The sequence below is a fragment of the Micromonospora sp. CPCC 206060 genome, from assembly GCF_036906895.1.
Classification (GTDB): Bacteria; Actinomycetota; Actinomycetes; order Mycobacteriales; family Micromonosporaceae; genus Micromonospora.
The window spans coordinates 1-26,510 of sequence record NZ_JBAKHU010000056.1; the positions used below are offsets into that span (position 1 = coordinate 1).

The window sequence follows — 26,510 nt, forward strand, 5'->3', positions numbered from 1 at the left end:
CCACCAGCCTGCCGCACCGGCCCTCGCCACATAACCCCCGAAGGACTTACGGAACGGACCACTTAGCGCGCGTACCGGATGACCAAGGTCTCCTCGATCCGGACCTTCGCGTACTCAAGAGCGGCATGATCCGGGGCCTCACCGTGCACGACGGCGACGGCGCTGACGGTGCCGTGCCGCCAGTCGACCTCGTCGCCCGGTCGGCAGAGCAGTTCGACGCGGCGTACGCCGGCCAGTGCCATGGTCTCCGGTACACCGGAGATCCCGCTGACCGTGGTCGCCCAGACCGGCGGGGCGAGGCGGAACTGGTAGGCAACCGTGGCGGGGGCCGGCTGCGGTACGTCCCCGACGGTGCGCAGCGCCGCGCACAACGCCATCCGTAACGGGCTGATCCCGGTGGACCGGGTGAAGACATCGTTGACGTACCCGCCGAGCCGCCCGTTGACCTCGATGACGTGTGGTCCGGCGGCTGTCAGCTTGAGTTCGGTGTGCGCGACCCCGCTGGTCACACCGAGGGCGTGCAACGCCCGCGTGGTGACGCCACACGCCTGGCGCTGCACCGAGTCCGACAGCGTGCTGGGGAAGAACGCGCCGGTCTCCCGGAACGGTTCTGCTAGTGGCGGCTTGCCGGTGACCCCGAGATGGGCAACGCGTCCGTCGAGAACGAGCGATTCCACGGAGACATAGTCGCCCCAGGCCGGGCCGGCGATGGTCGAGTCTCCGATCAGATACTCCTCCAGTACCAGGTCCCGGTCACCGGCGGCGAAGGCGGCTGTGACCGCCGCGTCCAGCTCGCCCGCCGAACTCACGAGGACGGTGTTCCGGCTGCCCGCGCCGGAGCGTGGCTTCAGCACCGCCGGGACGCCGACGGTGGCGAGAGCCGGAGCGGCATCGGCCGGGGAACCGACAACCGCGAAGCGGGCGCTGGGGACCTTGTGGGACGCCAGACGGCGCCGTTGCCGATGCTTGTCGGCCAGTAGCATCGCCGTCTCGGCAGAGTGGAACGACAACCGCAGTGATTCAGCGAGCTGCGCCGCAGTCGCCAAACCGGAGTCGGCGAAGGTGAGGATCCCGGAGACGTCGAGCTTCCGCAGTTGCTCGACGACCGCCACGCGACCGGTCGTCGGGACAACCCTGCCGAGGCTCTCCAGGAGGGGAAGAGACTCTGCGGTGTACGGCGACGCCGGGTCGCAGACGAAGACCAGATCGCACAACCCGTGCGCGCTGCCTGCTATCTCCAGGGCTGTGGCGGAGCCGAAGCCGAAGACAATGGCGAGCGTCGGGTTCATGACGGAGGGTGTCCAGTCTGGGCGGTGCCCGGCGAACTGCGGTCTCAACGATCAGTGTCGCATGATCCTCACGTCCCGGTGGCGATCAGGGACAGCGCGGGCGTCAGGGGCATCAGGGACATCAGGAGTGCCGGCCGGCGGAACGAAGCGGGTGTGTGCAGTTCCGGCGGTGTGAGATGACCGGGCCGGTCAGAAGAGGGTCAGCGGTTCGACCGGTACCGGATCGGGCGGGGCTGCGAGGCCGGGAACGTGCGCGCGTACCTCGTCGTGGAACCGGCGGGCGAGTGCCGGCGTGTCGGCGTTGTCCGGCGTGTGGACGAACACCGTCGGCGAACGGCCTTCGCGCAGCCGCCCGGCGGTGACGTCGACCCAGTGCTGCCAGCCCGCGACCGTCCGAGCGGTGTCGTCCCGGCCGAGGTACCGGACGAGCCGACGTCAGGCGCGAATCATCGAGGCTAGTAGTATGCATAGAGCTATTCAGCTTGGCTCGGCGGGTCGACTGTCGCCTGAGTCTCGCGTTCCAGGAGGAAGGGGTGAAAGATGAGCATGACTCTTTGTGCCTTGGTTCCTTCAACGTCGCGCTCGGTCCAGAGCTTCGTGCACCTGCACATCACCTGTGTCGCTTGCTCCGGGAGACCGGCCCTACCGCCGAGGCGTCACACCCGCCCGCTCGTGTTTGATCCGCGCTAGGAGATGCTTGAAATGACCGCCACTGCGGCCACTGCGCCGGCCGACGTCTATGAGCGCCTGACCAACGCCCGGCTATCGCCTGCGCAACGACGAATCGCGCGTTACGTGATCGATCACCGTGATGCTGCGGCCTTCCTCACCAGCGAGAGCATTGCTCGGCAGGTCGGCGTCAGCCAACCTTCGGTCTCGCGGTTCGCGGCCGCGCTCGGTTACGCCAGGTTCTCGGACTTCAAGCGAGCGCTCCAGAAGTGGGCCCGCTCTGAGATGTCGGCACTTTCGCTCTCAGGCGAGAGCGCGAGTCCTTTGGCCGAGGCGATCGGGGCCGAGGTGGCCAATCTTCAGTGGCTCGGCCAGTCGGTCACCCTCGAAGAGCAGATCTCTCGGGTCGGGTCCGCCCTCATGTCCTCGCAGCGGCTGCCGGTCATCGGGCTGCGGATCTCGCGTTCGTTCGCCCAGCACTTTGCCTACCTCGGCGCCAAGGTGCACCCGAACATCTCTGTGATCGACCGCGGCGACACAGAGGCCAAGGAGAGCCTTGCTCGCGCGGCGGCGGAGGGGGGCACCTGGTGCCTGGCGTTCATCCTCCCGCGCTATCCGAGGGAAGCCTGTGACCTGGTGCGTTATGCGAGGCAGATCGGGTTCAAGGCCGCGGTTCTCAGTGACGAGTCGTTTGCGACCGTCGGGCACGAGACGGACGAGCTCATCACCGTCAGGCTCGGGAGCGGGTTGCTCTTCGACACGTCCGCAGCGATGAACATCGCCTCGTCCGCGCTCCTTCACGCCATGGTCGACTCCAACCCCGGAGCCTCGCAGGACGGGCTCGAGCGCTTTGAGCGACACGCCACCGACCTGGTGCTCTTCGAGGACTGATCGAGGCCGTCGGCGGCCAGCGCATCACGGCACGGGCGGTGCGGGGCGCGTGGGGTCGTCGGCGACCTTGACGATGAGCTTCCCGAAATTCTTCCCCTTCAGGAGGCCGAAGAACGCGTCAGGGGCGTTCTCGAGCCCGTCGACGAAATCCTCTCGGTACTTGATCCGACCGTCGGAGAGCCAGGCCGACATGTCGCGCTGGAAGTCGGAGTAGTGGGTCGAGATGAAGTCTCGCTGCGTGAAACCGCGGACGACGAGTCGCTTGATGTTGATCGCGCTCATTAGCTGCGGGAGCCGGTCGGGCCCAGTCGGCGCCGACGTCTCGTTGTACTGAGAGATCAGGCCGCAGACCGGGACCCGTGCGAAATCGTTGAGGTGATCGAAGACGGCGTCCCACACGGCGCCGCCGACGTTCTCGAAGTAGATGTCGATTCCGTCCGGAACGGCCTCGCTCAGCTCGTTCCCGAAGGTGGGCGATCGATGGTCGAGGGCGACGTCGAATCCCAGTTCGCGCAGCCATGCCACCTTGCGGGCGCCGCCCGCGATGCCGACGGTACGGGCGCCCTGGATCTTGGCGATCTGGCCGACGACGGACCCGACGGCCCCTGTCGCGGCCGCCACCACGAGCGTCTCGCCCGCGCGGACGCGCCCGATCTCGGTGAGTCCGACGTACGCCGCGAAACCTGGCATGCCGAGCACTCCGAGGGCGGTTGAGATAGGTGCCTTGGCCGGGTCGACCCTGCGCAGGGACTGACTGTCCTGCACGGCGTGGGTCTGCCAGCCGGAGTGCGCGAGGACGATGTCGCCGGGGCTGAAGGAAGGCGACGCCGACTCGAGGACCTCGCAGACGGTGCCGCCTTCCATCACCTCGCCAACCTCCACCGGCTTGGCGTAGGAACGCGCTGCGTTCATCCGGCCACGCATGTACGGGTCCAGCGAGAGGTAGATCGTCCTCAGCAAGACTTGGCCGTCGCCGACGGCCGGGAGCTCGCGCGTCTCGAGACGAAGGTTCGAGCGGGCGGGCTCGCCGACGGGTCGGGAGGCGAGGACGACGGCACGGGAGTGGGTCACAGGAGGCAACATAACGGAGGTTGCCCGCACTGCATAGTGTGAGATACGGTGCCCGAGGCAGATGAATGCTTTTCTGCAATCAGGGGCAAGGTCCTCGCTCGACGTCGAGGGCGCCAGTCGCCGGGCGACCTGTCGCTGCCGTCGCTCTCGTCGCTGGATCGACCGTCGAATGTGAGCCTCAAGAGATCAGCTAACAGGAGGATGATCATCGTGAGCACCATCACGATCACCGGCGAACATTTGAGCCTCGATACGCTTCGTCCCGTATTCCGGGGCCCTGTCCGGGTGGCGCTTGCTCCTCAGGCGGTGGAGAACCTGCGACGCGCGCACCAGGTGATCCTGGACGCGATCAGCCGAGCAGACGTGGTCTACGGGGTGAACACCGGCTTTGGGAAGCTGGCGGACCGGCGGATCTCACCTTCGGACCTCGTGGAGCTGCAACGCCGGTCGGTGCTGTCGCACATGGTCGGGGTGGGTGACCCGCTTCCCGACGAGACGGTCCGCGCCATCATGGTCATCAAACTCATCGGTCTTGCGCGCGGGCACTCCGGCATCCGCGTCGAGACCGCGGAGATGCTCGTGGATCTGATCAACGCAGACGTGCTGCCTGTCATCCCAACGCAGGGCTCCGTCGGAGCCTCAGGAGACCTGGCGCCGCTGGCACACCTCGCCGGCGCCCTGATGGGAGAGGGTCGCGTCCGGATCGACGGCGTCACCTACAACGCTGTAGAGGGTCTCGCGAAGGTCGGACTGACTCCCATCGAACTGGGCCCCAAGGAGGCGGTGGCACTCCTGAACGGAGTCCAGGCATCCACCGCCATCGCCCTGCGGGGACTATTCGGCGCCGAGGCCGTCTTCAACGCCGGCCTGGCCGCAGGTGCGCTGACGCTGGAGGCGACGGCGGGCCGGCAGGTCGTTCTCGACGACCGTATCCAGCAGGTCCGCGGGCACGCTGGCCAGATCCGGGTCGCAGGCCTCCTGCGCCGCCTGGTCGCCGACAGTTCGGTCCTCGACGTGGAGTTCGAGGGACGTCGGCTCCAGGATCCCTACTGCCTGCGCTGCCAGCCACAGGTGATGGGGGCGGCGCTGGATCTCCTGACGTTCGCCGCGCGCACGATCCAGCAGGAGGTCAACGCGGTCTCCGACAATCCACTGATGTTCCCCGACGATGATGTCGTCTTGTCGGGCGGCAACTTCCACGGCCAGCCCATCGCTTACGCGGCGGACATCATCGCCATGGCGATCTGCGAGATCGGGTCGATCTCCGAGCGCCGCCAGGCAATGCTCATGGATGCCTCCATGAGCGGATTGGCGCCGTTCCTGGTTGGCAATGCGGGCCTGAACTCGGGGTTTATCATGGCTCAGGTGACCAGTGCCGCGCTCGTCGCGGAGAATCGGGCCAAGGCGACTCCGAACAGCGTCGACAGCATTCCGACCTCCGCCGGCCAAGAGGATCACGTCAGCATGGCGACGCACGCATCCGTGCGTCTTGGGCCCATGGTGCGCAACGCGGCGTACATCATCGCGATTGAGCTGCTGTGCGCTGCCCAGGGTCTGGACCTGAGAAACGGCGGGGCTGCAGCGCCGGCAAATCGCCCCACCTACGACCTTGTGCGCTCCAAGGCGGAATTCCTCACGGACGACCGCATCATGGCGGGGGAGATGGAGGCCGTTGCCGCGGAGGTCCTCGACGGGGTGTTCATCGACATCGTCGGTGGTCCACTGGAAGCTAACGCCTGACCGGCAGCTTTCCGCTCCTGCCGCATGGGGTGGGCCGCGCCACGGGGGTGGGCACGCATGGCGCGCCCACCCCTTCGCGTCTTTTCTGAGCGATGCTCGTGGGCTCTGGTCGCCCTCAGACGATGCTGTTAAGGTGCCCGCCGTCGGCCCGGACGAGGGCGATGGTGGTGAGTGCACTGGCCTTCTTCCCCTTGTCGGGCCCGCGGCAGTCGCCACCTCACTGGACCTGACGACTGTGCGTCGAGGACCGCCGGGGTCGGTTCCGGCTCTCGGCCGGCCGCCACCCGTACCCGCCGGCAAAACTCGTCGTGGATCGCGTCCCATGTTCGGTTCCTCAGCCACTCCGTGAACCAGCGATGCGCCGTATTTGGCGGCGGGAGCTTGCGCGGCATCTGCCGCGGGTGTTCGCGTTGGCGCCATGGCGGAGGTGATCTATTGCCGAGCGCCCTGCATCGACATATTTACCCGTTACGTGTAGCGCCCAATCGGTCACTCAATGCCCTGTCGGCAGGGTGGCCCGAAGGCGGCCGTGTTGCGTCTGCGAAACATCTTCAGACCGTATGCGTGAAGGGGTTGCCGTGCTGCATGGAAGGGGATACCGTTCCGCCAGCGCTGAATGATTTCTTTCACGCCAGCCTCGAGTAGCCCACCAGGAGCCATCGATGCCGAAAAGCCGTGTAGTGACCGCCACCCTCTCCCTGCTTGCCGCCACCGCGCTCCTCCTGAGCGGTTGCGGGGCGGAGGCCGACACGTCGAAGGACAGCGCTCTGCTCGTCCCGAAGCTGAATGAACTGCTGCCGCAGAAGGTGCGGGACGCGGGTGTCCTCAACGTGGGGACCGATCCGCAGTACCCGCCGTGCGACTTCACCAACCAGTCAGGGCAGATCGATGGCTTCAACCACGACATCCTGATGGCGATGGCGCCGCGACTTGGCGTCGACATCCGCCAGCAGGCGATCGCCTTCGACGGCCTGCTGCCCGGAGTTCAGAGCGGTCGGTTCGATGCCGCAATGGAGTGCATCACCGACAACCTGGAGCGTCAGAAGACGGTGAAGTTCGTCGACTATGCCTACGCCACCAAGAGCGTCATCACGACGTCGGAGAACAAGCACGGCATCACGAAGAACCCCTTGACCACGTGTGGGCTGAAGGCGGGCGTTCAGACCGGAACCGAGTTCGTCGAAGACGCCAAGCTGTTCTCGAAGAACTGCGAGTCGGAGGGCAAGGACGCGCTGCAGATCACCAACTTCCCGACCGCCGGCGACCAGAACACCGCACTGCAGTCCGGCCGGATCGACTTCGCCTTCACCAACACTGCGACTGGAGTGTGGCAGGCGAAGGCCAGCGGCGGCCAGTTCGAGATCATCCCGAGCCCGCTTCTGTCGCGCACCTACGTCGGCATCGTGGTAGGCCTTGAGGCCGACGGAACCGCCAAGGCCCTGCTCGGTGCGCTTGAGGCGATCATCGAGGACGGCACCTACGACAAGATCATGTCGAAGTGGGACCTCAAGGACATCGCATTGGACAAGCCCGGCATCAACCTGGCGACCGAGCGTCCCCTCGAGCTGCCGAAGGTCTGCGGGGCGTGCGGCTCCTGACCTAGCGCCGATGTGGGCGTCGCCCCGAGCGTATCGATGACCTCCTGATGCGTTGTCGTGGACTCGCGGGACGCAGGTCTGACGCGGCGCGGACGTCCGCGCCGCGTCAGACCTGCGGTCAGACTGACGCGAGTGCAAACCCGACCGTTCGGGCCGGCCGTCTGTCGCGAGCACACGAGAAGCGTCGACCTCGGACATCAACCACGCCTCTCGGATCATCGCTAACGAGAAACAAAAGAAGGTGAACCGTGACACACGTGACACACCCGGCAGCTGATGTCGAAGTGCGAGATCCTTTCGCGAAACCCCGGCCACGCAGACACCCGAGCTACTGGTTCAGTGGGCTTGCCGCGGTTGTGATCCTGGGTCTTCTCGTCTACGGGTTCGTGACCAATGAGAACCTGGAATGGGATGTCGTAGGTGACTACCTCTTCGCCGATCCCATCATGGAGGGCTTGTGGATGACGATCAAGCTCTCATTGCTTTCCCAGTTCATCGCAGTGCTGATCGGTTGCATGCTCGCGCTTCTCGGTGAGTCCCGGAACCCCGTCTTCCGCACCTTCGTCAAGGCATATGTTGGGCTGTTCCGAGGGCTGCCGCTCCTTGTTCTCCTTCTGATCTGCTTCAACGTGGCACTCTTCATCCCGCGAGTCGGGTTCGGTGAAGCCAGTTGGGATACGAACACCCTCATCACCGGATTCACGGCCGCCATCATCGGCCTTTCCTTGCACGAGGGCGCCTTCATGGTCGAGATCATCCGCGCGGGCTTCATGTCGGTGCCTCCCGGCCAGCGTGAGGCGGCCCAGGTCCTGGGAATGAAGCGTGGCCTCACCATGCGGGCCATCGTCATCCCACAGGCGATCAGGGTCATTATTCCCCCGACGGGCAACCAGTTCATCAGCCTCCTCAAGGCGAGCTCGCTCGTCGCAGTCATCGGTGGAGGTGACCTCCTCACCCGTGCCCAGCAGATCTATGGCTCCAACTTCAAGGTCATCCCGCTCCTCATGGTGGTCAGCTTCTGGTACCTGACGATCGTCATGCTGGCGACCCTGGGTCAGCACTTCCTCGAGAAGAAGTACTCCCTGTCCGCAGGACCGCAGCGGAAATTTATGAAATCTCGAGTCGGGGAGGCGTCGAAGTGAAGCAGCAGCCACTTGTGACAATCCGGGACGTGCGGAAGTGCTACGGCGAGCTGGACGTCCTCAAAGGCATCGACCTCGACGTCATGCACGGAGAGGTATTGTGTCTGATCGGACCGTCAGGCTCAGGAAAGAGTACGCTGCTTCGTTGCGTGAACGTCCTCGAACAGATCGATGGCGGCTACATCCAGGTAGAGAACGAATTTGCGGGCGCGACGGTCAAGAACGGGGAGCTCCACGAGCCCAGCGAGGCCGAGATCGCAAGGTACCGCCAGCGCATCGGCATGGTCTTCCAGCACTTCAACCTCTTTTCCCACCTGACAGCGCTCGAGAACGTGACCATCGGCCTCGTGAAGGTCCGGGGATTCGCAAAGAGCGAGGCCGTCGCCCGCGCGCAGGCGAGCTTGTCTGACGTCGGACTGGCGCACCTGCAGAACTCGTACCCGCGCCATCTCTCCGGTGGGCAGCAGCAACGTGTCGCCATCGCCCGCGCGCTGGTCATGGAGCCGAGGCTCATGCTGTTCGACGAGCCGACGAGCGCCCTGGATCCCGAGCTCGTCGGGGAGGTGCTGTCGGTGATGCGTCGCGTGGCTGAGCGGGGGATGACCATGATCGTGGTGACCCACGAGATGCGGTTCGCGCGGGACGTCGCCGATCGGGTTGCCTTCATGGATCAGGGGCGGATCGTCGAGATCGACGACGCCAAGAAGCTGATCGACTCGCCGACATCCGAGCGCACGAAGAACTTCCTGAACCACGTGAAGTGAGAGTCGGTATGGTCAATCTGCAGATCGCGTTCGGTGAACCGCACGGCGCCACGGATGCTCCGTGCCTGGTCCTCGGCCACTCCCTGGGTACGTCGTCCGCCCTCTGGGCCGACGCGGCCGCGTTGCTCGCAAGACACTTCCGTGTCATCACCTGGGACCTACCCGGACACGGCGCCTCGCCCGCCGCAGACGGTGCGTTCACCATCAGCGACCTGTCCGACGCAGTGGTCGGTCAGCTCGGCGCACGGGGGGTCTCCAAGTTCTTGTACGCGGGCGTCTCGATCGGTGGCACCGTGGGGATGGACGTGGCCCTCCGTCATGCCGAGCGCGTCGACGCAGTTGTGGTCATCTCCGCTGGCGCCAACGTCGACGCACCAGCGGCCTGGGCTGAGCGGGCTGCCTTGGTGCGCTCGGAAGGGACTGAAGCGCTGGCGGCGGGATCGCTGCAGCGCTGGTTCGCGCCGGCGACGCGAGAGCACCGCGGCGAGCGAGCGGCGTCGATGATCGAGGAACTTCGTCGCGCCGACGACCGTAGTTATGCGTGGGCGTGCGAGGCGCTAGCCGCCTACGACGTCTCCCCAGACCTGCCACGGATGGACGTCCGTGCTCTCGCGCTGTGGGGCGAGCACGACCAGCTCGTCCCCGAGCGCAAGTCGGCCGAGCTCGCTCGAGGGCTGCCGCGCGGGTCTCTCCAGTGCGTTCCTGGTGCGGCACATGCTGCGCCCCTCGAGCAGCCCACGATCGTCTCGGGTCTGCTGGTCGACTTCTTCCTAGGCCTGTGAGCGTTGTCCACGGGTGACATCACGGTCGAATGTGGAAGACTGCACCACCGTTGCCGCCCGAGCCCTGCGGTCATGTCGTCGTGCTCGAGGAGGCAACATGTAGAACGCGCCTGCTGACGAACTCAAAATGCCGGTGAGGACCTGTGTCCCCGATAGAAACGACGTTGACAGAGCTTATGCCCAGTACAGCCTTCCATGACCACATCGCTGTCGGTCGACGGCGACCAGTGACGCACGCCGACGCAAGGAGCGGGCGCCGTGTCGGTTCGTGACAGATTGGCGGAGATCAGCGCGATCGGGCGAGACAACGTCCGCGGTGGCTACTCGCGTCACCTGCTGGATCCGGCGGAGGTGGCGCTTCGCAGTTGGTTCAGAAGCTCAGCGGAGGCACTGGGTCTTTCCGTCGAGGTGGACGGGAACGGGAACCTGTGGGCGTGGTGGGGCGAATCCCGACAGGGAGCCGTCGCGACAGGCAGTCACCTTGACTCCGTCCCCGGTGGAGGCGCGTTCGACGGACCTCTCGGTGTGGTGAGTGCACTCGAGGCGGTCGCGATCCTCAAGGCTGAAGGCTGGTCTCCCACGCGGCCGATTGCCGTCTGTGCGTTCGCGGAGGAAGAAGGATCCCGCTTCGGCATGCCGTGCCTGGGCTCTCGACTGATGGTCGGTGAGATCGCACCGGAGCACGCGCTCGCCCGGGTCGACCGCAGTGGCGTCACCCTCGAAGAGGCCTGGCGGCAGGCGGGCCTGGAGGTCTCCACCCTCGGCCCGGACCCCGACCGACTCGCTGGCATCGACATGTTCCTCGAACTTCACGTCGAGCAGGGCCTCGACCTGGAGGACCGTGGTCTCCCCCTCGCAGTGGGTTCGGCGATCATGGCGCACGGCAGGTGGCGGCTCTCGATCGTCGGGGAGGGTAACCATGCCGGGACCACTCCGATGCAGGGACGCCGCGACCCGGTGGTCGCGGTCTCGTCGACGGCCCTTGCGGTCCGCGAGATCGCCTTGGAGCGACCGGCCGCTCGTGGCACCATCGGCCGCATCTCGGTCACCCCGAACGGCACGAATGTCATCGCCTCGCGTGTCGACGCCTGGCTCGACATCCGGGCTCATACCGACTCGGAGGTACGCGCGCAGCTGGACGCGACGGTTGCGCTCATCCAGAAGCGGGTTGCGGCCGAGGGCTGTGAACTTGAGGTCCACGAGGAGTCGTTTTCGCCGTTGGTCCTTTTCGACGAGCCGCTCACGGCGAGGATCGCCCGTCTTCTCGGCGGCGTGCCGGCGATACCGACAGGCGCTGGCCACGACGCGGGTGTCCTCTCCGCGTACGTGCCATCCGCGATGATCTTCGTCCGGAATCCGACTGGCGTCTCGCACGCCCCCGAGGAGACCGCCCGCGAGGAGGACTGCGAGGCCGGAGCGCAAGGGCTTGCCGCCGTTCTCCGAGACCTCACCGGCGGGGCCTCCCGATGAGCGGCGAACGGCAGCGCTTCCACTGCCAGGTCGCGCTCGTGGAGGGACGCCTGGCCGAAGGGGTGCGGGTGGAGGCGGTGGACGGCGTGGTCGTCGAGGTCGTCGCAGGCGTGCCGCCGCAGCCCGACGATGTCGTGCTCGGAATGGTCGTGCCGGGATTCGCGAACGCCCATTCCCATGCGTTTCATCGAGAGCTGCGCGGTCGTACGCACGCCAACGGAGGTGACTTCTGGCAGTGGCGGCACCGGATGTACGACGTCGCCAACCGACTCACACCGGACAGCTACCACGTCGTCGCGGAGCGGGTCTTCAAGGAGATGCGCGACGCCGGTTACACGGCAGTCGGTGAGTTTCACTACCTGCACCACCAGCCTGGCGGAGCGCCGTACGGCGGTCACGAGATGGAGTTGGCGCTGGCGGCGGCGGCGACCTCCGCCGGCGTTCGGCTGGTGCTTCTGGACACCTGCTACTTGTGGGGTGGCGTCAACGAGCCGCTGGGCGCGGAGCAGCAGCGGTTCAGCGACGGAGACGCCCATCGCTGGTTGGACCGCTGGCATCGTCTGCGCGACGTGCTTTCAAAACAGGGTGACGGACTCGTCACCCTGGGTGCCGCTATTCACTCGGTCCGAGCGGTATCGCGATCCGACCTCTCCGTGATCGCCGACGGCATCCCTCAGGACGTGCCGCTGCACGCCCACGTGTCCGAGCAGCCCGCGGAGAACCAGGCCTGCCTCGATGCGCACGGCCTGACTCCGGTCGGGCTGCTCGCGGATCACGGGCTGGTGTCGTCGCGGTTCTCCGCAGTTCACGCGACGCACCTGACCACTGGCGACATCGGCCTGCTCGGAGACGCCGGCGCGACGATCGTGATGTGTCCCACGACCGAAGCTGATCTCGGCGACGGGATCGGCCCTGCCCCCGAGCTCCAGGGCGCGGGGGCGCGCCTCGCCATCGGTTCGGACCAGCACGTGGTGATCGATCCGTTCGAGGAGCTCAGCCGTTTGGAGCTCGACCAGCGCTTGCGGCTGCAGCGGCGTGGGGTTTTCCCGCCGGACACGCTCTGGGCGGCGGGAACAGTCAGGGGGTACGAATCCCTCGGCCTGTCGCGGAATCCTGGACTTCCGCCGGGACTGCGCGTGGGCGAGCACTGGGACGCGGTCGAAATCGACGCGACGTCGACGAGAGTCCGAGGTGCTGACCGGTGGCAGTTGCCACTCGTGGCGCGTGCCTGCGAGGTGCGGGCAACCATCGTCGGCGGTCGGCTGACACGTCCCGGCCGATAAGAGCGACCGGCAATAGGGCGGTGGAGGCGAGGCGGGGTCTGGCCGAGGGTGGCAAGGCGGAGGAGGAGGCCATGCCGGTGTTGCATGGCCGACGACGACAACGCCGCCAGCCGATGTGCCAGGGCGCGCCGCAGCCCCGCTAGTCCTGTTGCCGGTCGCTCTAAGAGAGACCGTCAATTGGTGGCGTCGGCTGCCCAGGTAACCGTTCGCGGGTAGCAGTAGGCACGGGGCTTATCGATCATGTGAGTTCTCTACGCTCCGTGACCGACAAGGATTCCCGTGCCTGCGCTGCCCTTGGCTGTTGGAACCCTGCCGGGTTCAGTTCGCCGCACTGCTGCCCGGCCGGGGCGAGTTCCACCCCGGTCACCCGCTGGGCTGTCACCGACGTCGGATCCCCGGACCGGGTCGTGTTCGAGCACGTCATCGCGGCTTTGGCGCACGACTCGGGCGACGAGCGGGTCGCGTCCGCCCCAGTGCCCGGACGCCACGATCCGCCGTCGGACAGGTCACGGTCCACCTGGACCGCGGCTTCGACAACAAGCCCAGCCGCAAGGCGCCGGCCGACCACGGTCTCGACGCCAAGATCGCCAAACGAGGCGGGCGCGCCCCGATGCCGGCCAGCAACCGCTGGCCGGTCGAACGCACCCGCCGCCTCAGATAATGCCTACTGACGGTCTCTCCAAGGTCACCGAACCGCGAGCCACTGCCGAACCCCTAGCCCGTCGAGGGCGGCCGACGGTCGCCAGACGTCGAACCTGCTGATCCCGCGGCCAGCGGTGAGGGCGATCACGACGACGGCCGTCGGGAACTCCAGCCCCGGGAACCGGCAGGGCAGGAGTTCAGCCGGGTCGGGGTCGTCGGCCTTGACCATGAGGTTGACGGCACGGCACGGCGCCGTCAGCCGGACCAGCGTCGTCTCGGAGTCGCCGGCGAACGAGAACGGCGTGGCAGCGGCGATGTGCTGGGTCTCACCATCCACCCGCAGCTCGACGGGGCTGTCAATCGGAACGAAGGTGCGTGTGATTCCCGGTAGGCGTGAGAACGGGCCTGGTCCGGTCAGGTCGGCGATGCTCAGTCGCCAGGGCGGCCGGCCGGTGGCCAGCCTCCGGCTCTCGTGGTAGGACACCACTTCGCGGGTCACACCTGCACCCGTCGCCCAAGGAGTCGGCCGAAGCTGGCAGAACCGGCGCAGCGGTGCCGGCACCCCGCCGTGACCAGGGGGCCCGCTCGTTGGGGCGGCTCCGGCCCCCTGGCCGAGATCCCCGCGAACGCGACTGGCTTCGTGGCGGACCGTCGGCTTCCGCGTCACCGGCTCGTCCCGGGCGCGGTACGGTCTTGCGTCGCGGCGCCACTCTCGAGTTCTCCCAGGATCGTGAGGAGGAGAGCCGCCGTCGTCTCGGGGTCATTGATGTTGGGTGAGTGCCTCGCATCGATCTCGTAGACCTTGCAGCTGGGGGCGTGCTCGGCGATCCTGTGCGCCCAGTCCGGCTCGACGAGGTTGTCCTGGCGTCCGCTCACCAGCGCCAGCGGCGTCCGGACTGTTCGGAGGCTCTGCGGGTAGTCGTCGTGGCGCTTCGGCGCGCCCTCGAACGGGGTGGCAAGTCCGGCGGCAGCGACGGCTCTGTAGTGACCTGGGTTACACGCGTCACGTAGCCGAAGCTCGACGTGGTCGTCGATCGCCGGGAAATGACCGGTGAGCAGGCGCACGACCCGCAGCATGTCCGCGTGGGAGCCGTCGAAGTGCGACAGCGCGGCCAGCCCCTCCTTGGTGCGGTACGGGCCACCCGTTCCTGAGATTGACACGGCCGTGCTGACGCGCCACGAGAACCAGGGCAGGGTCGCTGCCCGCAGCGCCATGGCGCCGCCGAAGGAGTTGCCGACGAGATGGGCGGGGCGGTCCTCCAGCCTGAGCGCGTCGAGCAGCGCCGCTACCTGGCGGAGTCGGAACTCGTACGGCGCCACGTCGAGCTGCACCATCTTGCTGGAGGCCCCGTAGCCGTAGAGGTCTGGTGCGATCACCCGGTAGCGCCTCGCCAGGGTGGGGATCACGTTGATCCAGCTTGCCTCGGCCGAACCACCCCATGCCCCGTCATGCAGCAGCACCAGGGGGTGTGCGGATGGGGATCCCGCCGACAGGAAGCTCGTCACAAGCCCGCCGACGTTGATCTGGTCTCGTTTGATTGTCGACATGTCGGTGTCTCCTGTGGAGTGATGCGTAGTGCCAGGGGTCATCAGGGATCTGCCGGTCTAGTCGAGGAACTCGTGGTCCGACTCGACGACCGACTCGGTGATCTCCCAGTACTCCACATTGGTGTACGGCCAGATCTGGGACACCCGTCCGTGCCGGTTCTGATACCAGGTGCTCACATACGGCTGGCCCCACGCCATCCTCCGGTTGCCCTGGTCGACCCACGCGACGAAGCGGTCAAGCGCCTCCCTGCGTACGTCGATCGCGGCCGACCCCCGGCGAAGAACCTCGTGAATCGCCTTGAGTGAGTACTCGACGGCGCGCTCCAGCATGAAGTGCAAGCTGCCCGCGACAACGCCACCCACGTTGGGGCCGTAGATCAGAAAGAAGTTGGGGAACCCCGGGACCATGACACCGTTGTGGGCGCGTGCGTCACCGTCCCAGAACTCGTGGATCTCCACACCGTCTCGTCCCAAGACCTCGACCTCGTCGAGATAGTCGGACGGCTTGAAGCCGGTCGCGTACACGATGACGTCCACCTCGTGCCGGAGACCGTCGTTGTCGACGATCCCGTCCTCGGTGAACCGCTCGATCCCGGAAGTCACGAGCGTCGTCTTCTCGGCGAGCAGCGCAGCGGCCCACACCTCGTTGTCCCGCAGCATGCGCTTCGCACCGGGCGGGTACGTGGGGACGATGTGCTGGAGGAGTTCCGGGGCGTCGTGGAACTGGGCCTCGAGTCGGGCGATGAGGTACTCCCGCAGCTCCTGGTTCTTGGCCGAGACGCTGAGCGGCGCACCGGGCCAGTCCGCTTCCGCTGTGACGGTATGGGTCCGTCCGGGGATGCCCGTGAGTATCACCCAGAGGCGGTACCACTGCGCATAGTGCGGAACCTTCCGCACGAGCCAGCTGAACGCGTCCGTCACCGGGTGGTGATAGTTCGGTGCCGGCAGCATCCACGGCGCACTGCGCTGGAAGACGGTGAGGGCATCCACATCCCCGACGATGGCGGGCACGATCTGGTAGGCGCTCGCGCCGGTGCCGATGACGGCAACCCGCTTGCCCCTCAGGTCGGTCGTGTGATCCCACTCCTGCGAGTGCATCGTCGTCCCGCGGAACAGGCTCTGGCCCTCGAACTCCGGGATGTTCGGCCTGTCGAGCTGGCCCAACGCGCTGACCACCGCCGAGAACCGGCGGACCTGCTCGCCGCCGTTCGGTCCACGGGTGGTCGCCTCCCAGAACCTGCCGTCGTCGTCCCAGCGCAGGCGAAGGAGTCTGGTCGAGAACTCGATCCTGTCGGTGATTCGGGCCCGCTCGGCCACGTCACGAAGGTAGTCGAGGATCTCGCCGCCCTGCGCGAACTGGTGCGGCCAATCGCCACGCTGCGCGAACGAGTAGGAGTATCCGAAAGTGGGAGTGTCGAGACGGACCCCGGGATAGGTGTTCTTCGCCCACGTACCTCCCACGGACGTGTTGGCCTCGATCAGGGTGAACGGCACTTCCGCTTGGGCGAACCGGTGAGCGGCGGCGATCCCCGCGACACCTGCGCCGATGATGAGGGTGGGGAACGGTCGCCCCTTCGCGACATCCCCGAACTTCCAAGACGGCCGGCCGCCCTTGTCGGTTGCGAGGTCGAGCTCATGGGCCAGCATCCGATACCACTCCTCTCGGCCGCCGCTGAGGTAGTGGAGGATCTCTCGAACTGTCTCGTCCGGCAGCACGTCGACCGTGGTGATCCCCTTGTCGCGCAGAACGGTCAGCGCAGAGAGGGCGACGGCAACAGCCTTCTCCTTCTGATCCTCCGACATCCCCCCGTGCGGGTGCGGCTGCGTGTCCATCGGCGTCAGAGGCGGTTGGAGGTCCGCGTGCAGGATCGACGTGTCGCCGAGAGCTGCCGCCAGCGCAGCGAGCAGGACGGGCAGCTCCGAGCCGGCCGACACGTGCTTGAGGAACTCGTCGTCCTCGACGATGGCTTCGGACCGAGAGACCTGGTAGAGGTCATCGAACCGATGCATCTCGTCAGCATCAGGTTCGGGAGTCGGTGTCATTCGGGTTGCTACCTCCTTCTGGCGAGACGGACGTCCGTGCGGGATGCGCAGCGTCAGAGCTGGCCGTTTCGCGCTCGCATAATACTATGCTAGCGGCGGCATCTCGCATAGAGTTGTGCCGGGCCGGGGTGGACGGCCGGCCGCGACGCCGGCCGCACCGTGGCCGATGCGGTTCCGTCCCCAACGAGAGCGAGGAAGATCAAGTGAGCGTTTCGGCCGACGTCGTCAGGGCATGGCTGGAGGAGTTCGGGCGGGTGTGGCGCGAAGGCGACGTGGAGGGGGCGGCGGCCATCATGACCGAGGACGCCAGCTACCGGAACAGTCCCTTCCTGGAGCAGCCGTTCGTCGGTCACGACGCCATCGCGGGGTTTTGGGAGTCCGCGCTCGTCGGCGTCTCTGATGTCGACTTCCGCTACGGGACGCCGGTGATCGAGGGAGACCGGGTGGGTGTCGAATGGTGGGCCACCCTCCGCTCGGGCGGGGAGGACTACACCCTGGCGGGCAACTTCCTGCTGACCTTCGCCGGGAACAGGGTTGCGGACCTGCGCGAGTCGTTCGTCAAGCAGCAGGGTGCTCTTCAGCCTCACGCCGGCTGGGGTCTCTGAGTCTCCGCCGTTGACGATCGTTGAGCGCCGCGTTGATCCAGACTGTGAGGGAACATGGGTACCGAGGTAGAGAACCGCGCTGACGTGCTGATCGTCGGGGCGGGGGTGATCGGCGCCAGTGCCGCCTTCGCGCTGGCGAAGGCGGGCCACGACGTGCTCGTGGTCGACCGCAACAGCGGGGTCGGAGACGGTTCGACCGGGTCGTCGGCAGGCATCATCCGCGTTCACGCGAGCGACGCGCAGAGCTCAGCGCTCGCTGCCGATGCCCTGGCGGTGTGGAACAACTGGCGTGACTTCCTCGGTGCCGACAGCACCGAGGAAGTCGCGCGTTTCGTGCGGTGTGGCTCGCTGATCCTTGACGCTGGGACCGGGTTTGTCGACCGAGCCGCAGCGGCGATGAGGGCCGCCGAGGTCTCGTTCGAGGAGTGGTCGCTGGACGAGATGAGCGATCACTTCCCGTACTTCGACTTCCACCGGTTCGGACCGCCCCGGCCCGTGGACGACGACGAGTTCTGGTCGGAGCCGACAGAGTTGCTGCCTGGCGCTCTCTACACCGCGCAGTCGGGGTACGTCGGTGACCCGACCCTCGCGGCAGTCAATCTGATGCACGCGGCCCGGAGAGAAGGTGCCCGCTTGCGGCGATCGGCCCCTGTCGTGCGGATCGATCTCGAGGGTGCCCGTGCCGTGGGAGCGACCCTGGCCGATGGGAGCAGGTTGCGAGCGGAGGCAGTTCTCGTCGCTGCCGGACCGCACACCGATTCACTCGTCAGTGCAATCGGCGGAACCTCCGACTTCCGGGTCCGAACCCGGCGGATCCGGGAGGAACTGGTCCACGTGCCGGCGCCGGCTGGGCTGGACCTCGCGCTTCAAGGGGTACACCTCGTGGACGGCGACCTCAACATCAACTTTCGTCCAGAGCTGGGCAACGCGTTCCTCGGTGGCAGTAACGGTGATCTCGTCGAGGAGCAGACAGTCATCGAGGACCCCGATGAGTTCAACCCGCTGGTGACGGCCGACGTCTGGGAACGCACGACTCTGCGGCTGGCTCGGCGCATCCCGGCACTGGGCATCCCGCGTGCTCGAACCGGCGTCGTCGGGCTGTACGACGCGGCGGAGGACTGGCTGCCGATCTACGACCGGACGTGCTTCGACGGGCTGTTCGTCGCGATGGCGACCTCAGGTACACAGTTCAAGACGGCGCCGATCGTGGGTGAGCTACTTCGCCATGTCGTCGAGACGGAGCTGGACGGTCGCGACCACACCGCAGAACCGTTCCTCGCCCCAACCAGCGGGCGCAGCTATTCGACGGCGCAGTTCTCCCGGCTGCGTGATCCGCGCAAGGGCCAGCTTCGGGGATGAGGGGCCGGCAAACATGTGGGACAACCAGGGGTACCAGGACGTGAACGAGCCACAGGAAGCCGTCGTCATCGACGGCATCTCAGAGTTGACCACGAACGACGAGGCCAACGGCGGGCGGGTCCTCGATGCGGCGCTGGTCGTCGAAGGAGATCGGATCGCGTGGGTCGGGCCATCTCGTGCGGCGCCCCCCGCCGACCGGAGGGTGGACCTGGCCGGACGAGCTGTGCTCCCGGGTTGGGTCGATTCCCACACCCACATGGTCTTCGCCGGGGACCGCACTGCGGAGTTCGAGGCGAGGATGGCCGGTGAGCCGTACGCGGCGGGCGGTATCAACGTGACGGTCCAGGCCACGCGGGCGGCGAGCGACGCGGATCTCGAGGGAAATATCGAGCGGCTGGTAGCGGAGGCGCGCCGTGGCGGGACGACGACGCTCGAGACGAAGACCGGGTACGGCCTGACGTTGACCGACGAGGTACGGGCAGCTCGCCTGGCCGGTCGGCACGTGGACGCGGTGACGTTCCTCGGCGCACACGTCGTGCCTGCGGGCGCCGACCCGGACGAGTACGTCGCGCTCGTCGCTGGTCCGATGCTCGACGCCGTCGCTCCCTTCGTGACCGCAGTGGACGTCTTCTGCGAGGTCGGCGCCTTCGACGAGGCGGCGACCCGCAGGATCCTCGACGTAGCCAGGGCGCGGGGAATGGCGCGTCGCCTGCACGGCAACCAGCTCGGGCACGGGCCAGGGGCGCAGCTCGCTGTCGAGTACGGCGCCCTCAGCGTGGATCACCTCGGCTTCCTGACCGACGACGACATCGCGGCCCTGGCATCCTCCTGGGCGGGCGCGAGGCGAGGCACGGTCGCGACGGTCCTTCCGGCCTGCGACCTGTCCACTCGGATGCCGCTCGCGCCTGCCCGGCGTCTCCTGGACGCCGGCGCGGTCGTCGCGATCGCCTCGAACTGCAACCCCGGGACGTCCTTCACCACCTCGATGGCGTTCTCCGTCGCCACCGCCGTGCTGCAGATGGGTCTCACCGTGCAGGAGGCGGTCCGCGCGGCGACGCTGGGAGGGGCGATCGCGTTGGGAATGGACGAGGAGGGGTGGCTCGATCCCCGTGGCGCGGCGCAGCCGGCCGTCGGGGTGATTGGTCCTGGCCGGCGGGCCGATTTTCAGGTGCTGGACGCCCCCTCGGTCACCCACCTTGCCTACCGTCCCGGGGTCCCGCTCACGAGCGCAGTGTGGCGGGCCGGCATCCGCCAAGTCTGACTTACCGTCCGCCGAGACACTTCTGCTTCCGCCTGCGGCCCGTCGCCGTGGCGGGGGACCAACCGAGAATTCATTCCCCTCATTCTGACTATCTGGAGACATCATGAGTTCATCTATCGTCGGCCGGACGGTTCTCATCACCGGCGCGGCCGAACGTGCGGGCCGCGTGTTCGCGCGCAGGTTCGGAGCGGCCGGGGCGGCGGTGGTGGTGAACCACTGGAAGCAGGCGGAGCTCGCCGCGAAGACCGTCAAGCTCATCCGCTCCGAGGGCGGCGAGGCGATCGCCGTGGAGGCGGACGTGTCGAACACCGCGGACGCCCGCCGGCTCGTGGACCAAGCGGCGGCCTGGCGCGGCGATCTCTCCGTGCTGATCCACAATGCGAGCTCACTTCGCGCGAAGGAGTTCGAAGATGTGACCGAGGACGACTTCGACGCCTCATTCGGGGTCAACATCCGGGGACCGTTCTTCCTCAGCCAAGCCGCGGCGGCGGTCATGAAGGCGCAGGGGCACGGCAGGATCATCGCGCTGGTGGGGAACTCGACCAACGAGGCATGGCCGAACCTCATTCCGCATGGCCTGTCCAAGACGGCCCTGATTCGGCTCATGGAGCAGCTCGCCGTCGCGCTGTCTCCGACGGTACAGTGCAACGCGGTGGCACCGACGCAGTTCTTCCGTTCGGACGACGGCACCAATGACGCGCTGCGTCGTTATCGCGGTGAACCGCTCGTCGATGGCGACACCTACCGTGTCGGGACGCGGTACGAGTTCCGCAACGGGGATGCGGACGATGTCGCGGAGACGCTGCTCTTCCTCTCGACGTGCTCGCCCTACCTGAATGGCACGGTCATCCGTCTCGATGGCGGCAAGGCGCTCTACTAGCGGTCTCTCCCGACCAGCAAGAGGTGGGTCCATTCGCGACGCCCGCGTCGACCGCTACGAAGTCCGGGCGTTCGCGATGTGGATGACCTGGCCGTGCGCCCTCTTTGGCCGTGCCTCTGGCCGCGTCGACCACCCGGGGCGTGGCCGCCATCGCTCTCGAGGCGCTGACCCACGTCGGCATCGCCCCCGGCGCCGACGGCGGGTCAACAACGCGGGGCAGGGGCTTCGGCGAGGCAGGTCAGGGCGTGACCGCCTTCGTCGCTCGGGAGAGCGCGCGAGTCGTCGCGGTCAGTGACGTCAACGGTGGTGTCCATCGTGGCGGCGGTCTCGATGTGGCAGCGCTGGAACGGCAGGTCGAGGAGGCCTGCATGGCCATCGAACGCGTGTGCCAGGCGCACCGGGTCCGTGGTCTCTATTCGTAACAGGGGTGCGGGGGACAACGGCATCCTGCCGTGACCGTCCCGTGGCCCGGGATCGCACCGGCCGTCCGTCGGCCACGGCAGGGCCTCGCGGCTCGCCGTCGCCCGGCGCTCCCTTGGCTGCCCGGACAGGGTGGACCCGGTGGAAACGAGAGAAGGAGGGTATCGATGCTCATCGGCATCCCGAGCGAGTCGAAACAGGGCGCCCTGGTTGCGGCGACCGCCAAGACCGTTTCCCAACTGACCGACCTCGGCTACGACGTGATCGTCGAGTCGGGCGCCGGCGACCTCGCCGACCAGCCCGACAGCGCGTTCACCGCCGCTGGTGTCCGGGTCGGTACGACGGAGGAGGTGTGGGCCGCCGACGTCGTCGTGAAGGTCAACGCCCCCACCCACGAGGAGATCGGCCGGCTCCGGCAGGGCGTCACGATCATCTCGATGATGGCGCCGGGCCGTAGCCCCGAGCTGCTGGAGGAGCTGCAAGCGCAGGGCGTGACCGCGCTCGCGATGGACGCGGTGCTGCGGATCTCGCGCGCGCAGCCGATGGACGTGCTGTCCTCGATGGCGAACGTCGCGGGCTACCGCGCCGTGGTCGAGGCCGCGCACGAGTTCGGCCGGATGTTCACCGGCCAGGTGACCGCCGCAGGCAAGATCCCTCCGGCCCGGGTGTTCGTGGTGGGCGCCGGTGTCGCGGGTCTGGCCGCGATCGGTGCCGCATCGGCGATGGGTGCGGTCGTGCGGGCGTTCGACGTGCGTCCCGAGGTGGCCGAGCAGGTCGAGTCGATGGGCGCGCAGTTTGTTGAGCTGGACCGGTCCGTGTTCAAGGCGGAGAAGTCTTCCGACGGCTATGCCAAGGAGATGACCGAGGAGCAGCAGGCCGCGACTGCCGCGATGTACGACGAGGAGGCGCGCGCCGCCGACATCGTCATCACCACCGCGCTGATACCCGGACGCCCGGCGCCGCGCCTGCTCACCGCCGAGACTGTGGCCGGCATGAAGAACGGCTCCGTGATCGTCGACATGGCCGCGGCCAACGGTGGAAACGTCGCGGGAACCGTGGCGGATCAGAAGGTCGTCACCCAGAACGGCGTGACGATCCTGGGTTACACCGACCTCGCCGGCCGCCTGGCCGCGCAGACGTCGCAGCTGTACGGCACCAACGTCGTCAACCTGCTCAAGCTGCTGACCCCGGAGAAGGACGGCAACCTGACGTTGAACTTCGACGACGTCGTCCAGCGTGGCATCACCGTCGTCAGGGAGGGCGAGTCCACCTGGCCGCCGCCGGCCGTGCAGGTCTCGGCCGCCCCCGCGGCCGCGACTCCCACGGTTTCTGCTCCGGTCAAGGAGGAGAAGGCGCCGCTGTCCGCAGGTGCGAAGGTCGGCCTGGTGTTGGGCGGCATCGCCCTGCTCTGGCTGGTCAACGCGACCGCGCCGGACCCGATCCCGCAGCACTTCACGACGCTGATGCTCTCGATCGTGATCGGTTACTACGTCATCGGCAAGGTGGCGCACGCACTGCACACGCCGCTGATGTCGGTCACCAACGCCATCTCCGGCGTGGTCGTGGTCGGCGCGCTGATCCAGGTCGCCTCGGAGAACACCACCATACGGATTCTCTCTGCCGTCGCGACCCTGCTTGCCTCGATCAACATCTTCGGTGGCTTCGCGGTCACGCGCCGCATGCTCGGCATGTTCAACAAGGGGGTTTGAGCGATGGACATCATCTCTACCACTGGCGCGGTGTACATCGCTGCCTCGCTGTTGTTCATCCTCTCGCTGGCGGGCCTGTCGAAGCACGAGTCCGCCAAGAACGGCCTGACCTACGGGATCGTCGGCATGGCGATGGCGCTCGTCGCGACCGTTGCCCTGGTCATCGACGTCACCACCGACCTCGACGGCGGCATGGTCTCGATCCCGCTCATGCTGGCCGCGATCACGGTCGGTGCCGTGATCGGCCTGTGGCGGGCCAGGATCGTCGAGATGACCGGAATGCCCGAGCTCATCGCGCTGCTGCACAGCTTCGTCGGCCTCGCCGCCGTCGCGATCGGGTGGAACGGCCACCTCCAGGGCTCGCACTACGCTCTGGACAGCCTCAACAACATCCACGAGGCCGAGGTCTCGATCGGTATCTTCATCGGCGCGGTCACCTTCACCGGCTCGATCGTCGCCAACCTGAAGCTCTCGGCGAAGATGAAGTCCGCCCCGCTCATGCTGCCAGGCAAGAACTTCATCAACGTCGGTTCGCTGGTCCTCTTCACGATCCTCACCATCGTCTACGCCGCCATTGACGTCGGCAGCACCGGACAGGATGTCGTCCTCGTCGTGCTGACGGTGCTCGCTCTGGCCCTGGGCTGGCACCTGGTCGCCTCCATCGGTGGCGGCGACATGCCGGTCGTGGTCTCGATGCTCAACAGCTACTCGGGTTGGGCCGCGGCCGCCTCGGGCTTCCTACTCAGCAACGACTTGCTGATCGTGACCGGTGCGCTGGTTGGCTCATCCGGTGCCTACCTGTCCTACATCATGTGCAAGGCGATGAACCGCTCCTTCATCTCCGTCATCGCCGGTGGCTTCGGCGTCGAGGCCGGCCCCGGGGTTGACAAGGACTACGGCGAGCACCGCGAGATCCAGGCCGACGCCGTCGCCGAGCTGCTGGCCGGCGCGTCCTCGGTCGTCATCACCCCCGGCTACGGCATGGCGGTGGCGCAGGCGCAGTACCCCGTTGCCGACCTGACCGCGAAGCTTCGGGCCAGGGGCGTCAACGTGAGGTTCGGCATCCACCCCGTGGCGGGTCGCCTTCCCGGCCACATGAACGTGCTGCTGGCCGAGGCCAAGGTGCCCTACGACATCGTGCTCGAGATGGACGAGATCAACGACGACTTCGACGCCACCGACGTGGTCCTGGTCATCGGCGCCAACGACACGGTCAACCCGGCCGCGTCGGAGGACCCGTCCTCGCCGATCGCCGGCATGCCGGTTCTGAAGGTCTGGAACGCCCACGACGTGATCGTCTTCAAGCGGTCGATGGCCACAGGCTACGCCGGCGTGCAGAACCCGTTGTTCTTCCGCGACAACAGCCAGATGCTCTTCGGCGACGCCAAGGAGCGGGTCGAGGACATCGTCCGAGCCCTAGACCGTGTTTCAGCAGTTCGCGGGGCGGACATCTACCGTCCGGCGCTGGCCTGATCCATCGGGTTTCAAGGCCGAAGAAAGCTCATTCAACTGAGCCGTGTGTCGCGTCGCGGCCCGGCGTGGCGACTAACGTAGAGAGGGTTTCGAAGCGCGATGAATATCGTCGTACTCGTCAAGCAGGTGCCTGATTCGGGCGCGGACCGCAACCTGCGTAGCGACGACAACACCGTCGACCGCGGTTCGGCGAACAACGTCATCAACGAGATGGACGAGTACGCCATCGAGGAGGCGTTGAAGATCAAGGAGGCGCACGGCGGTGAGGTGACCGTCCTGACGATGGGTCCGGACCGGGCGACCGAGTCGATCCGTAAGGCGCTGTCCATGGGTCCGGACAAGGCCGTGCACGTGGTGGACGACGCCCTGCACGGCTCCTGCGCGGTGGCCACCTCGAAGGTGCTCGCCGCCGCCCTCGGTCGGCTCAATGCGGATTTGGTGCTGTGTGGTTCGGAGTCGACTGATGGTCGGGTGCAGGTGCTGCCGCACATGATCGCGGAGCGGTTGGGTGTTGCGGCGCTGACCGGGGCGCGGAAGCTGACCGTGGACGGGCCGACGTTGACGGTGGAGCGGCAGACGGAGGAGGGCTACGAGGTGGTCACCGCCTCGACCCCGGCGGTCGTCTCGGTGTGGGACACGATCAACGAGCCGCGGTACCCGTCGTTCAAGGGCATCATGGCGGCGAAGAAGAAGCCGCTGCAGACCCTGTCCCTGGCGGACCTGAGCGTCGCCCCCGCCGAGGTGGGCTTCGCCGGCGCCACCAGCACGGTGCTGGAGCACTCCAAGCGCCCGCCGCGTTCCGGCGGCACCAAGGTCACCGATGAGGGCTCCGGCGGCGTGCAGCTGGTCGAGTTCCTCGCCACCGAGAAGTTCGTGTGAGGGGTCTGGACATGGCTGAGGTTCTCGTCGTCGTCGACGGCACCCGGGAGTTCGGCGTCAAGAAGGTCACCCTGGAGATGCTCACCCTCGCCCGCGAGCTGGGCACGCCCAGTGCGGTCGTGCTCGGCGGTCCCGGCGCCGCCGAGGCGCTGGCCGGCAAGCTGGGCGAGTACGGCGCGGAGAAGGTCTACGCCGCCGAGAGCGCCGACATCGACGGCTACCTGGTGGCCCCGAAGGCCACCGTGCTCGCCGACCTCGTGAAGCGGGTGCAACCGGCCGCGGTGTTGCTCGCCTCGTCGCAGGAGGGCAAGGAGATCGCCGCCCGGCTGGCCGTCAAACTGGACAACGGCATCCTGACCGACGTGGTCGCACTCGACGCGGACGGCACCGCCACGCAGGTCGCGTTCGCCGGCTCCACCATCGTCAAATCCAAGGTCACCCGCGGCCTGCCGCTGGTCACCGTCCGCCCGAACTCGCTCACCCCCACCCCAGCGGCGGCCACACCGGCTGTCGAGCAGCTCACCGTGCAGGTTGGTGAGGCGGACAAGCTGGCCCGGGTCGTGCAGCGCGCCACCGAGCAGAAGGGCTCCCGTCCGGAGCTGACCGAGTCCTCGGTCGTCGTATCCGGCGGCCGCGGGGTCGGCAACGCCGACAACTTCAAGCTGGTCGAGGAACTGGCCGACCTGCTCGGCGGCGCCGTGGGCGCGTCCCGCGCTGCGGTCGACTCCGGCTTCTACCCCCACCAGTTCCAGGTGGGCCAGACCGGCAAGACGGTCTCCCCGCAGCTGTACGTCGCGTTGGGCATCTCCGGCGCGATCCAGCACCGGGCCGGCATGCAGACCTCGAAGACCATCGTCGCGGTGAACAAGGACGCCGAAGCGCCGATCTTCGAACTCGCCGACTACGGCGTCGTCGGCGACCTGTTCACGGTCGTTCCACAGGCCGCCGAGGAGATCCGCAAGCGCAAGTGATAGGAGGCACTTGCGCAGGTG

The 26,510-nt window shown here is 67.2% G+C and carries 22 protein-coding genes and 2 pseudogenes; 18 read left to right on the forward strand and 6 right to left on the reverse strand.

The window, feature by feature from the left end:
- Positions 1-62 precede the first annotated feature (62 nt).
- On the reverse strand, positions 63-1,289 hold the full coding sequence (locus V6U90_RS25835) for an ATP-grasp domain-containing protein (protein ID WP_334441818.1): 1,227 nt from the start codon (positions 1,287-1,289) through the stop codon (positions 63-65).
- A 189-nt stretch (positions 1,290-1,478) separates the two neighbouring features.
- Positions 1,479-1,724, reverse strand: a pseudogene (locus V6U90_RS25840) (DUF72 domain-containing protein); the annotation flags it as partial.
- 267 nt (positions 1,725-1,991) lie between these two features.
- Here V6U90_RS25840 and V6U90_RS25845 point away from each other — a divergent pair.
- Entirely contained in the window at positions 1,992-2,849 is an 858-nt protein-coding gene (locus tag V6U90_RS25845; RefSeq protein WP_334441820.1) for a MurR/RpiR family transcriptional regulator, read from the forward strand.
- 24 nt (positions 2,850-2,873) lie between these two features.
- Here the strand turns inward: V6U90_RS25845 and V6U90_RS25850 are convergent, their stop codons facing one another.
- On the reverse strand, positions 2,874-3,920 hold the full coding sequence (locus tag V6U90_RS25850) for an NADP-dependent oxidoreductase (protein ID WP_334441822.1): 1,047 nt from the start codon (positions 3,918-3,920) through the stop codon (positions 2,874-2,876).
- Between the two features lie 210 nt (positions 3,921-4,130).
- Here V6U90_RS25850 and hutH point away from each other — a divergent pair, with 210 nt between their 5' ends.
- The 8 genes and pseudogenes from hutH to V6U90_RS25890 all read left to right on the forward strand — a co-directional run.
- Positions 4,131-5,660: a histidine ammonia-lyase gene (hutH, locus tag V6U90_RS25855; protein ID WP_334441824.1), complete on the forward strand. Its 1,530-nt coding sequence runs from the start codon at positions 4,131-4,133 to the stop codon at positions 5,658-5,660.
- Between the two features lie 662 nt (positions 5,661-6,322).
- The gene (locus V6U90_RS25860) at positions 6,323-7,258 is read left to right on the forward strand and encodes an ABC transporter substrate-binding protein (RefSeq protein ID WP_334441825.1); all 936 of its coding nucleotides are present in this window, start codon (positions 6,323-6,325) and stop codon (positions 7,256-7,258) included.
- A gap of 248 nt (positions 7,259-7,506) precedes the next feature.
- Positions 7,507-8,400: an amino acid ABC transporter permease gene (locus V6U90_RS25865; protein WP_334441826.1), complete on the forward strand. Its 894-nt coding sequence runs from the start codon at positions 7,507-7,509 to the stop codon at positions 8,398-8,400.
- Positions 8,397-9,164, forward strand: coding sequence for an amino acid ABC transporter ATP-binding protein (locus tag V6U90_RS25870; protein ID WP_334441828.1), 768 nt, complete (start codon positions 8,397-8,399; stop codon positions 9,162-9,164). Before V6U90_RS25865 ends, V6U90_RS25870 begins: the two co-directional genes overlap by 4 nt.
- Before the next feature lie 8 nt (positions 9,165-9,172).
- Positions 9,173-9,946 (forward strand): alpha/beta fold hydrolase, encoded by a 774-nt coding sequence (locus V6U90_RS25875; RefSeq protein ID WP_334441830.1) that lies wholly within the window; start codon positions 9,173-9,175, stop codon positions 9,944-9,946.
- Positions 9,947-10,204: 258 nt separating this feature from the next.
- Positions 10,205-11,416 (forward strand): allantoate amidohydrolase, encoded by a 1,212-nt coding sequence (locus tag V6U90_RS25880; protein ID WP_334441832.1) that lies wholly within the window; start codon positions 10,205-10,207, stop codon positions 11,414-11,416.
- A complete protein-coding gene (locus V6U90_RS25885) occupies positions 11,413-12,699 on the forward strand; it encodes a formimidoylglutamate deiminase (RefSeq protein WP_334441834.1) in 1,287 nt (428 codons plus the stop codon). The genes V6U90_RS25880 and V6U90_RS25885 overlap by 4 nt, the downstream gene beginning before the upstream one ends.
- Positions 12,700-12,972: 273 nt before the next feature.
- A pseudogene (locus V6U90_RS25890) lies at positions 12,973-13,200 on the forward strand (IS5/IS1182 family transposase); the annotation flags it as partial.
- 184 nt (positions 13,201-13,384) lie between these two features.
- Here V6U90_RS25890 and V6U90_RS25895 read toward each other — a convergent pair.
- From V6U90_RS25895 to V6U90_RS25905, 3 genes are read right to left on the reverse strand one after another with little or no spacing between them, the layout of a single operon-like run.
- Complete coding sequence (locus tag V6U90_RS25895; RefSeq protein ID WP_334441836.1) at positions 13,385-14,008, reverse strand: HutD family protein; 624 nt, start codon at positions 14,006-14,008, stop codon at positions 13,385-13,387.
- On the reverse strand, positions 14,005-14,889 hold the full coding sequence (locus V6U90_RS25900; protein ID WP_334441838.1) for an alpha/beta fold hydrolase: 885 nt from the start codon (positions 14,887-14,889) through the stop codon (positions 14,005-14,007). Before V6U90_RS25900 ends, V6U90_RS25895 begins: the two co-directional genes overlap by 4 nt.
- Positions 14,890-14,946: 57 nt before the next feature.
- Positions 14,947-16,932, reverse strand: coding sequence for a flavin-containing monooxygenase (locus V6U90_RS25905; protein WP_334441840.1), 1,986 nt, complete (start codon positions 16,930-16,932; stop codon positions 14,947-14,949).
- A 203-nt stretch (positions 16,933-17,135) separates the two neighbouring features.
- Here V6U90_RS25905 and V6U90_RS25910 point away from each other — a divergent pair, with 203 nt between their 5' ends.
- The 9 genes from V6U90_RS25910 (at position 17,136) to V6U90_RS25950 (ending at position 26,489) form a co-directional block, all read left to right on the forward strand.
- Entirely contained in the window at positions 17,136-17,537 is a 402-nt protein-coding gene (locus V6U90_RS25910) for a nuclear transport factor 2 family protein (RefSeq protein WP_334441842.1), read from the forward strand.
- Between the two features lie 54 nt (positions 17,538-17,591).
- Entirely contained in the window at positions 17,592-18,896 is a 1,305-nt protein-coding gene (locus V6U90_RS25915; protein WP_334441844.1) for an NAD(P)/FAD-dependent oxidoreductase, read from the forward strand.
- A gap of 40 nt (positions 18,897-18,936) precedes the next feature.
- The gene (hutI, locus tag V6U90_RS25920) at positions 18,937-20,157 is read left to right on the forward strand and encodes an imidazolonepropionase (RefSeq protein WP_334441846.1); all 1,221 of its coding nucleotides are present in this window, start codon (positions 18,937-18,939) and stop codon (positions 20,155-20,157) included.
- 103 nt (positions 20,158-20,260) lie between these two features.
- Entirely contained in the window at positions 20,261-21,037 is a 777-nt protein-coding gene (locus V6U90_RS25925; protein WP_334441849.1) for an SDR family NAD(P)-dependent oxidoreductase, read from the forward strand.
- A gap of 110 nt (positions 21,038-21,147) precedes the next feature.
- A complete protein-coding gene (locus tag V6U90_RS25930) occupies positions 21,148-21,459 on the forward strand; it encodes a hypothetical protein (protein ID WP_334441852.1) in 312 nt (103 codons plus the stop codon).
- Between the two features lie 165 nt (positions 21,460-21,624).
- Positions 21,625-23,166 carry a Re/Si-specific NAD(P)(+) transhydrogenase subunit alpha gene (locus tag V6U90_RS25935; protein ID WP_334441855.1) on the forward strand — a complete coding sequence of 514 codons (1,542 nt, stop codon included), beginning with the start codon at positions 21,625-21,627 and terminating at the stop codon, positions 23,164-23,166.
- A 3-nt stretch (positions 23,167-23,169) separates the two neighbouring features.
- Positions 23,170-24,639 carry a Re/Si-specific NAD(P)(+) transhydrogenase subunit beta gene (pntB, locus tag V6U90_RS25940; protein WP_334441857.1) on the forward strand — a complete coding sequence of 490 codons (1,470 nt, stop codon included), beginning with the start codon at positions 23,170-23,172 and terminating at the stop codon, positions 24,637-24,639.
- 99 nt (positions 24,640-24,738) lie between these two features.
- Positions 24,739-25,518: an electron transfer flavoprotein subunit beta/FixA family protein gene (locus tag V6U90_RS25945; RefSeq protein WP_334441860.1), complete on the forward strand. Its 780-nt coding sequence runs from the start codon at positions 24,739-24,741 to the stop codon at positions 25,516-25,518.
- Positions 25,519-25,529: 11 nt separating this feature from the next.
- The gene (locus V6U90_RS25950) at positions 25,530-26,489 is read left to right on the forward strand and encodes an electron transfer flavoprotein subunit alpha/FixB family protein (RefSeq protein WP_334441862.1); all 960 of its coding nucleotides are present in this window, start codon (positions 25,530-25,532) and stop codon (positions 26,487-26,489) included.
- The last annotated feature ends 21 nt before the right edge of the window (positions 26,490-26,510 follow it).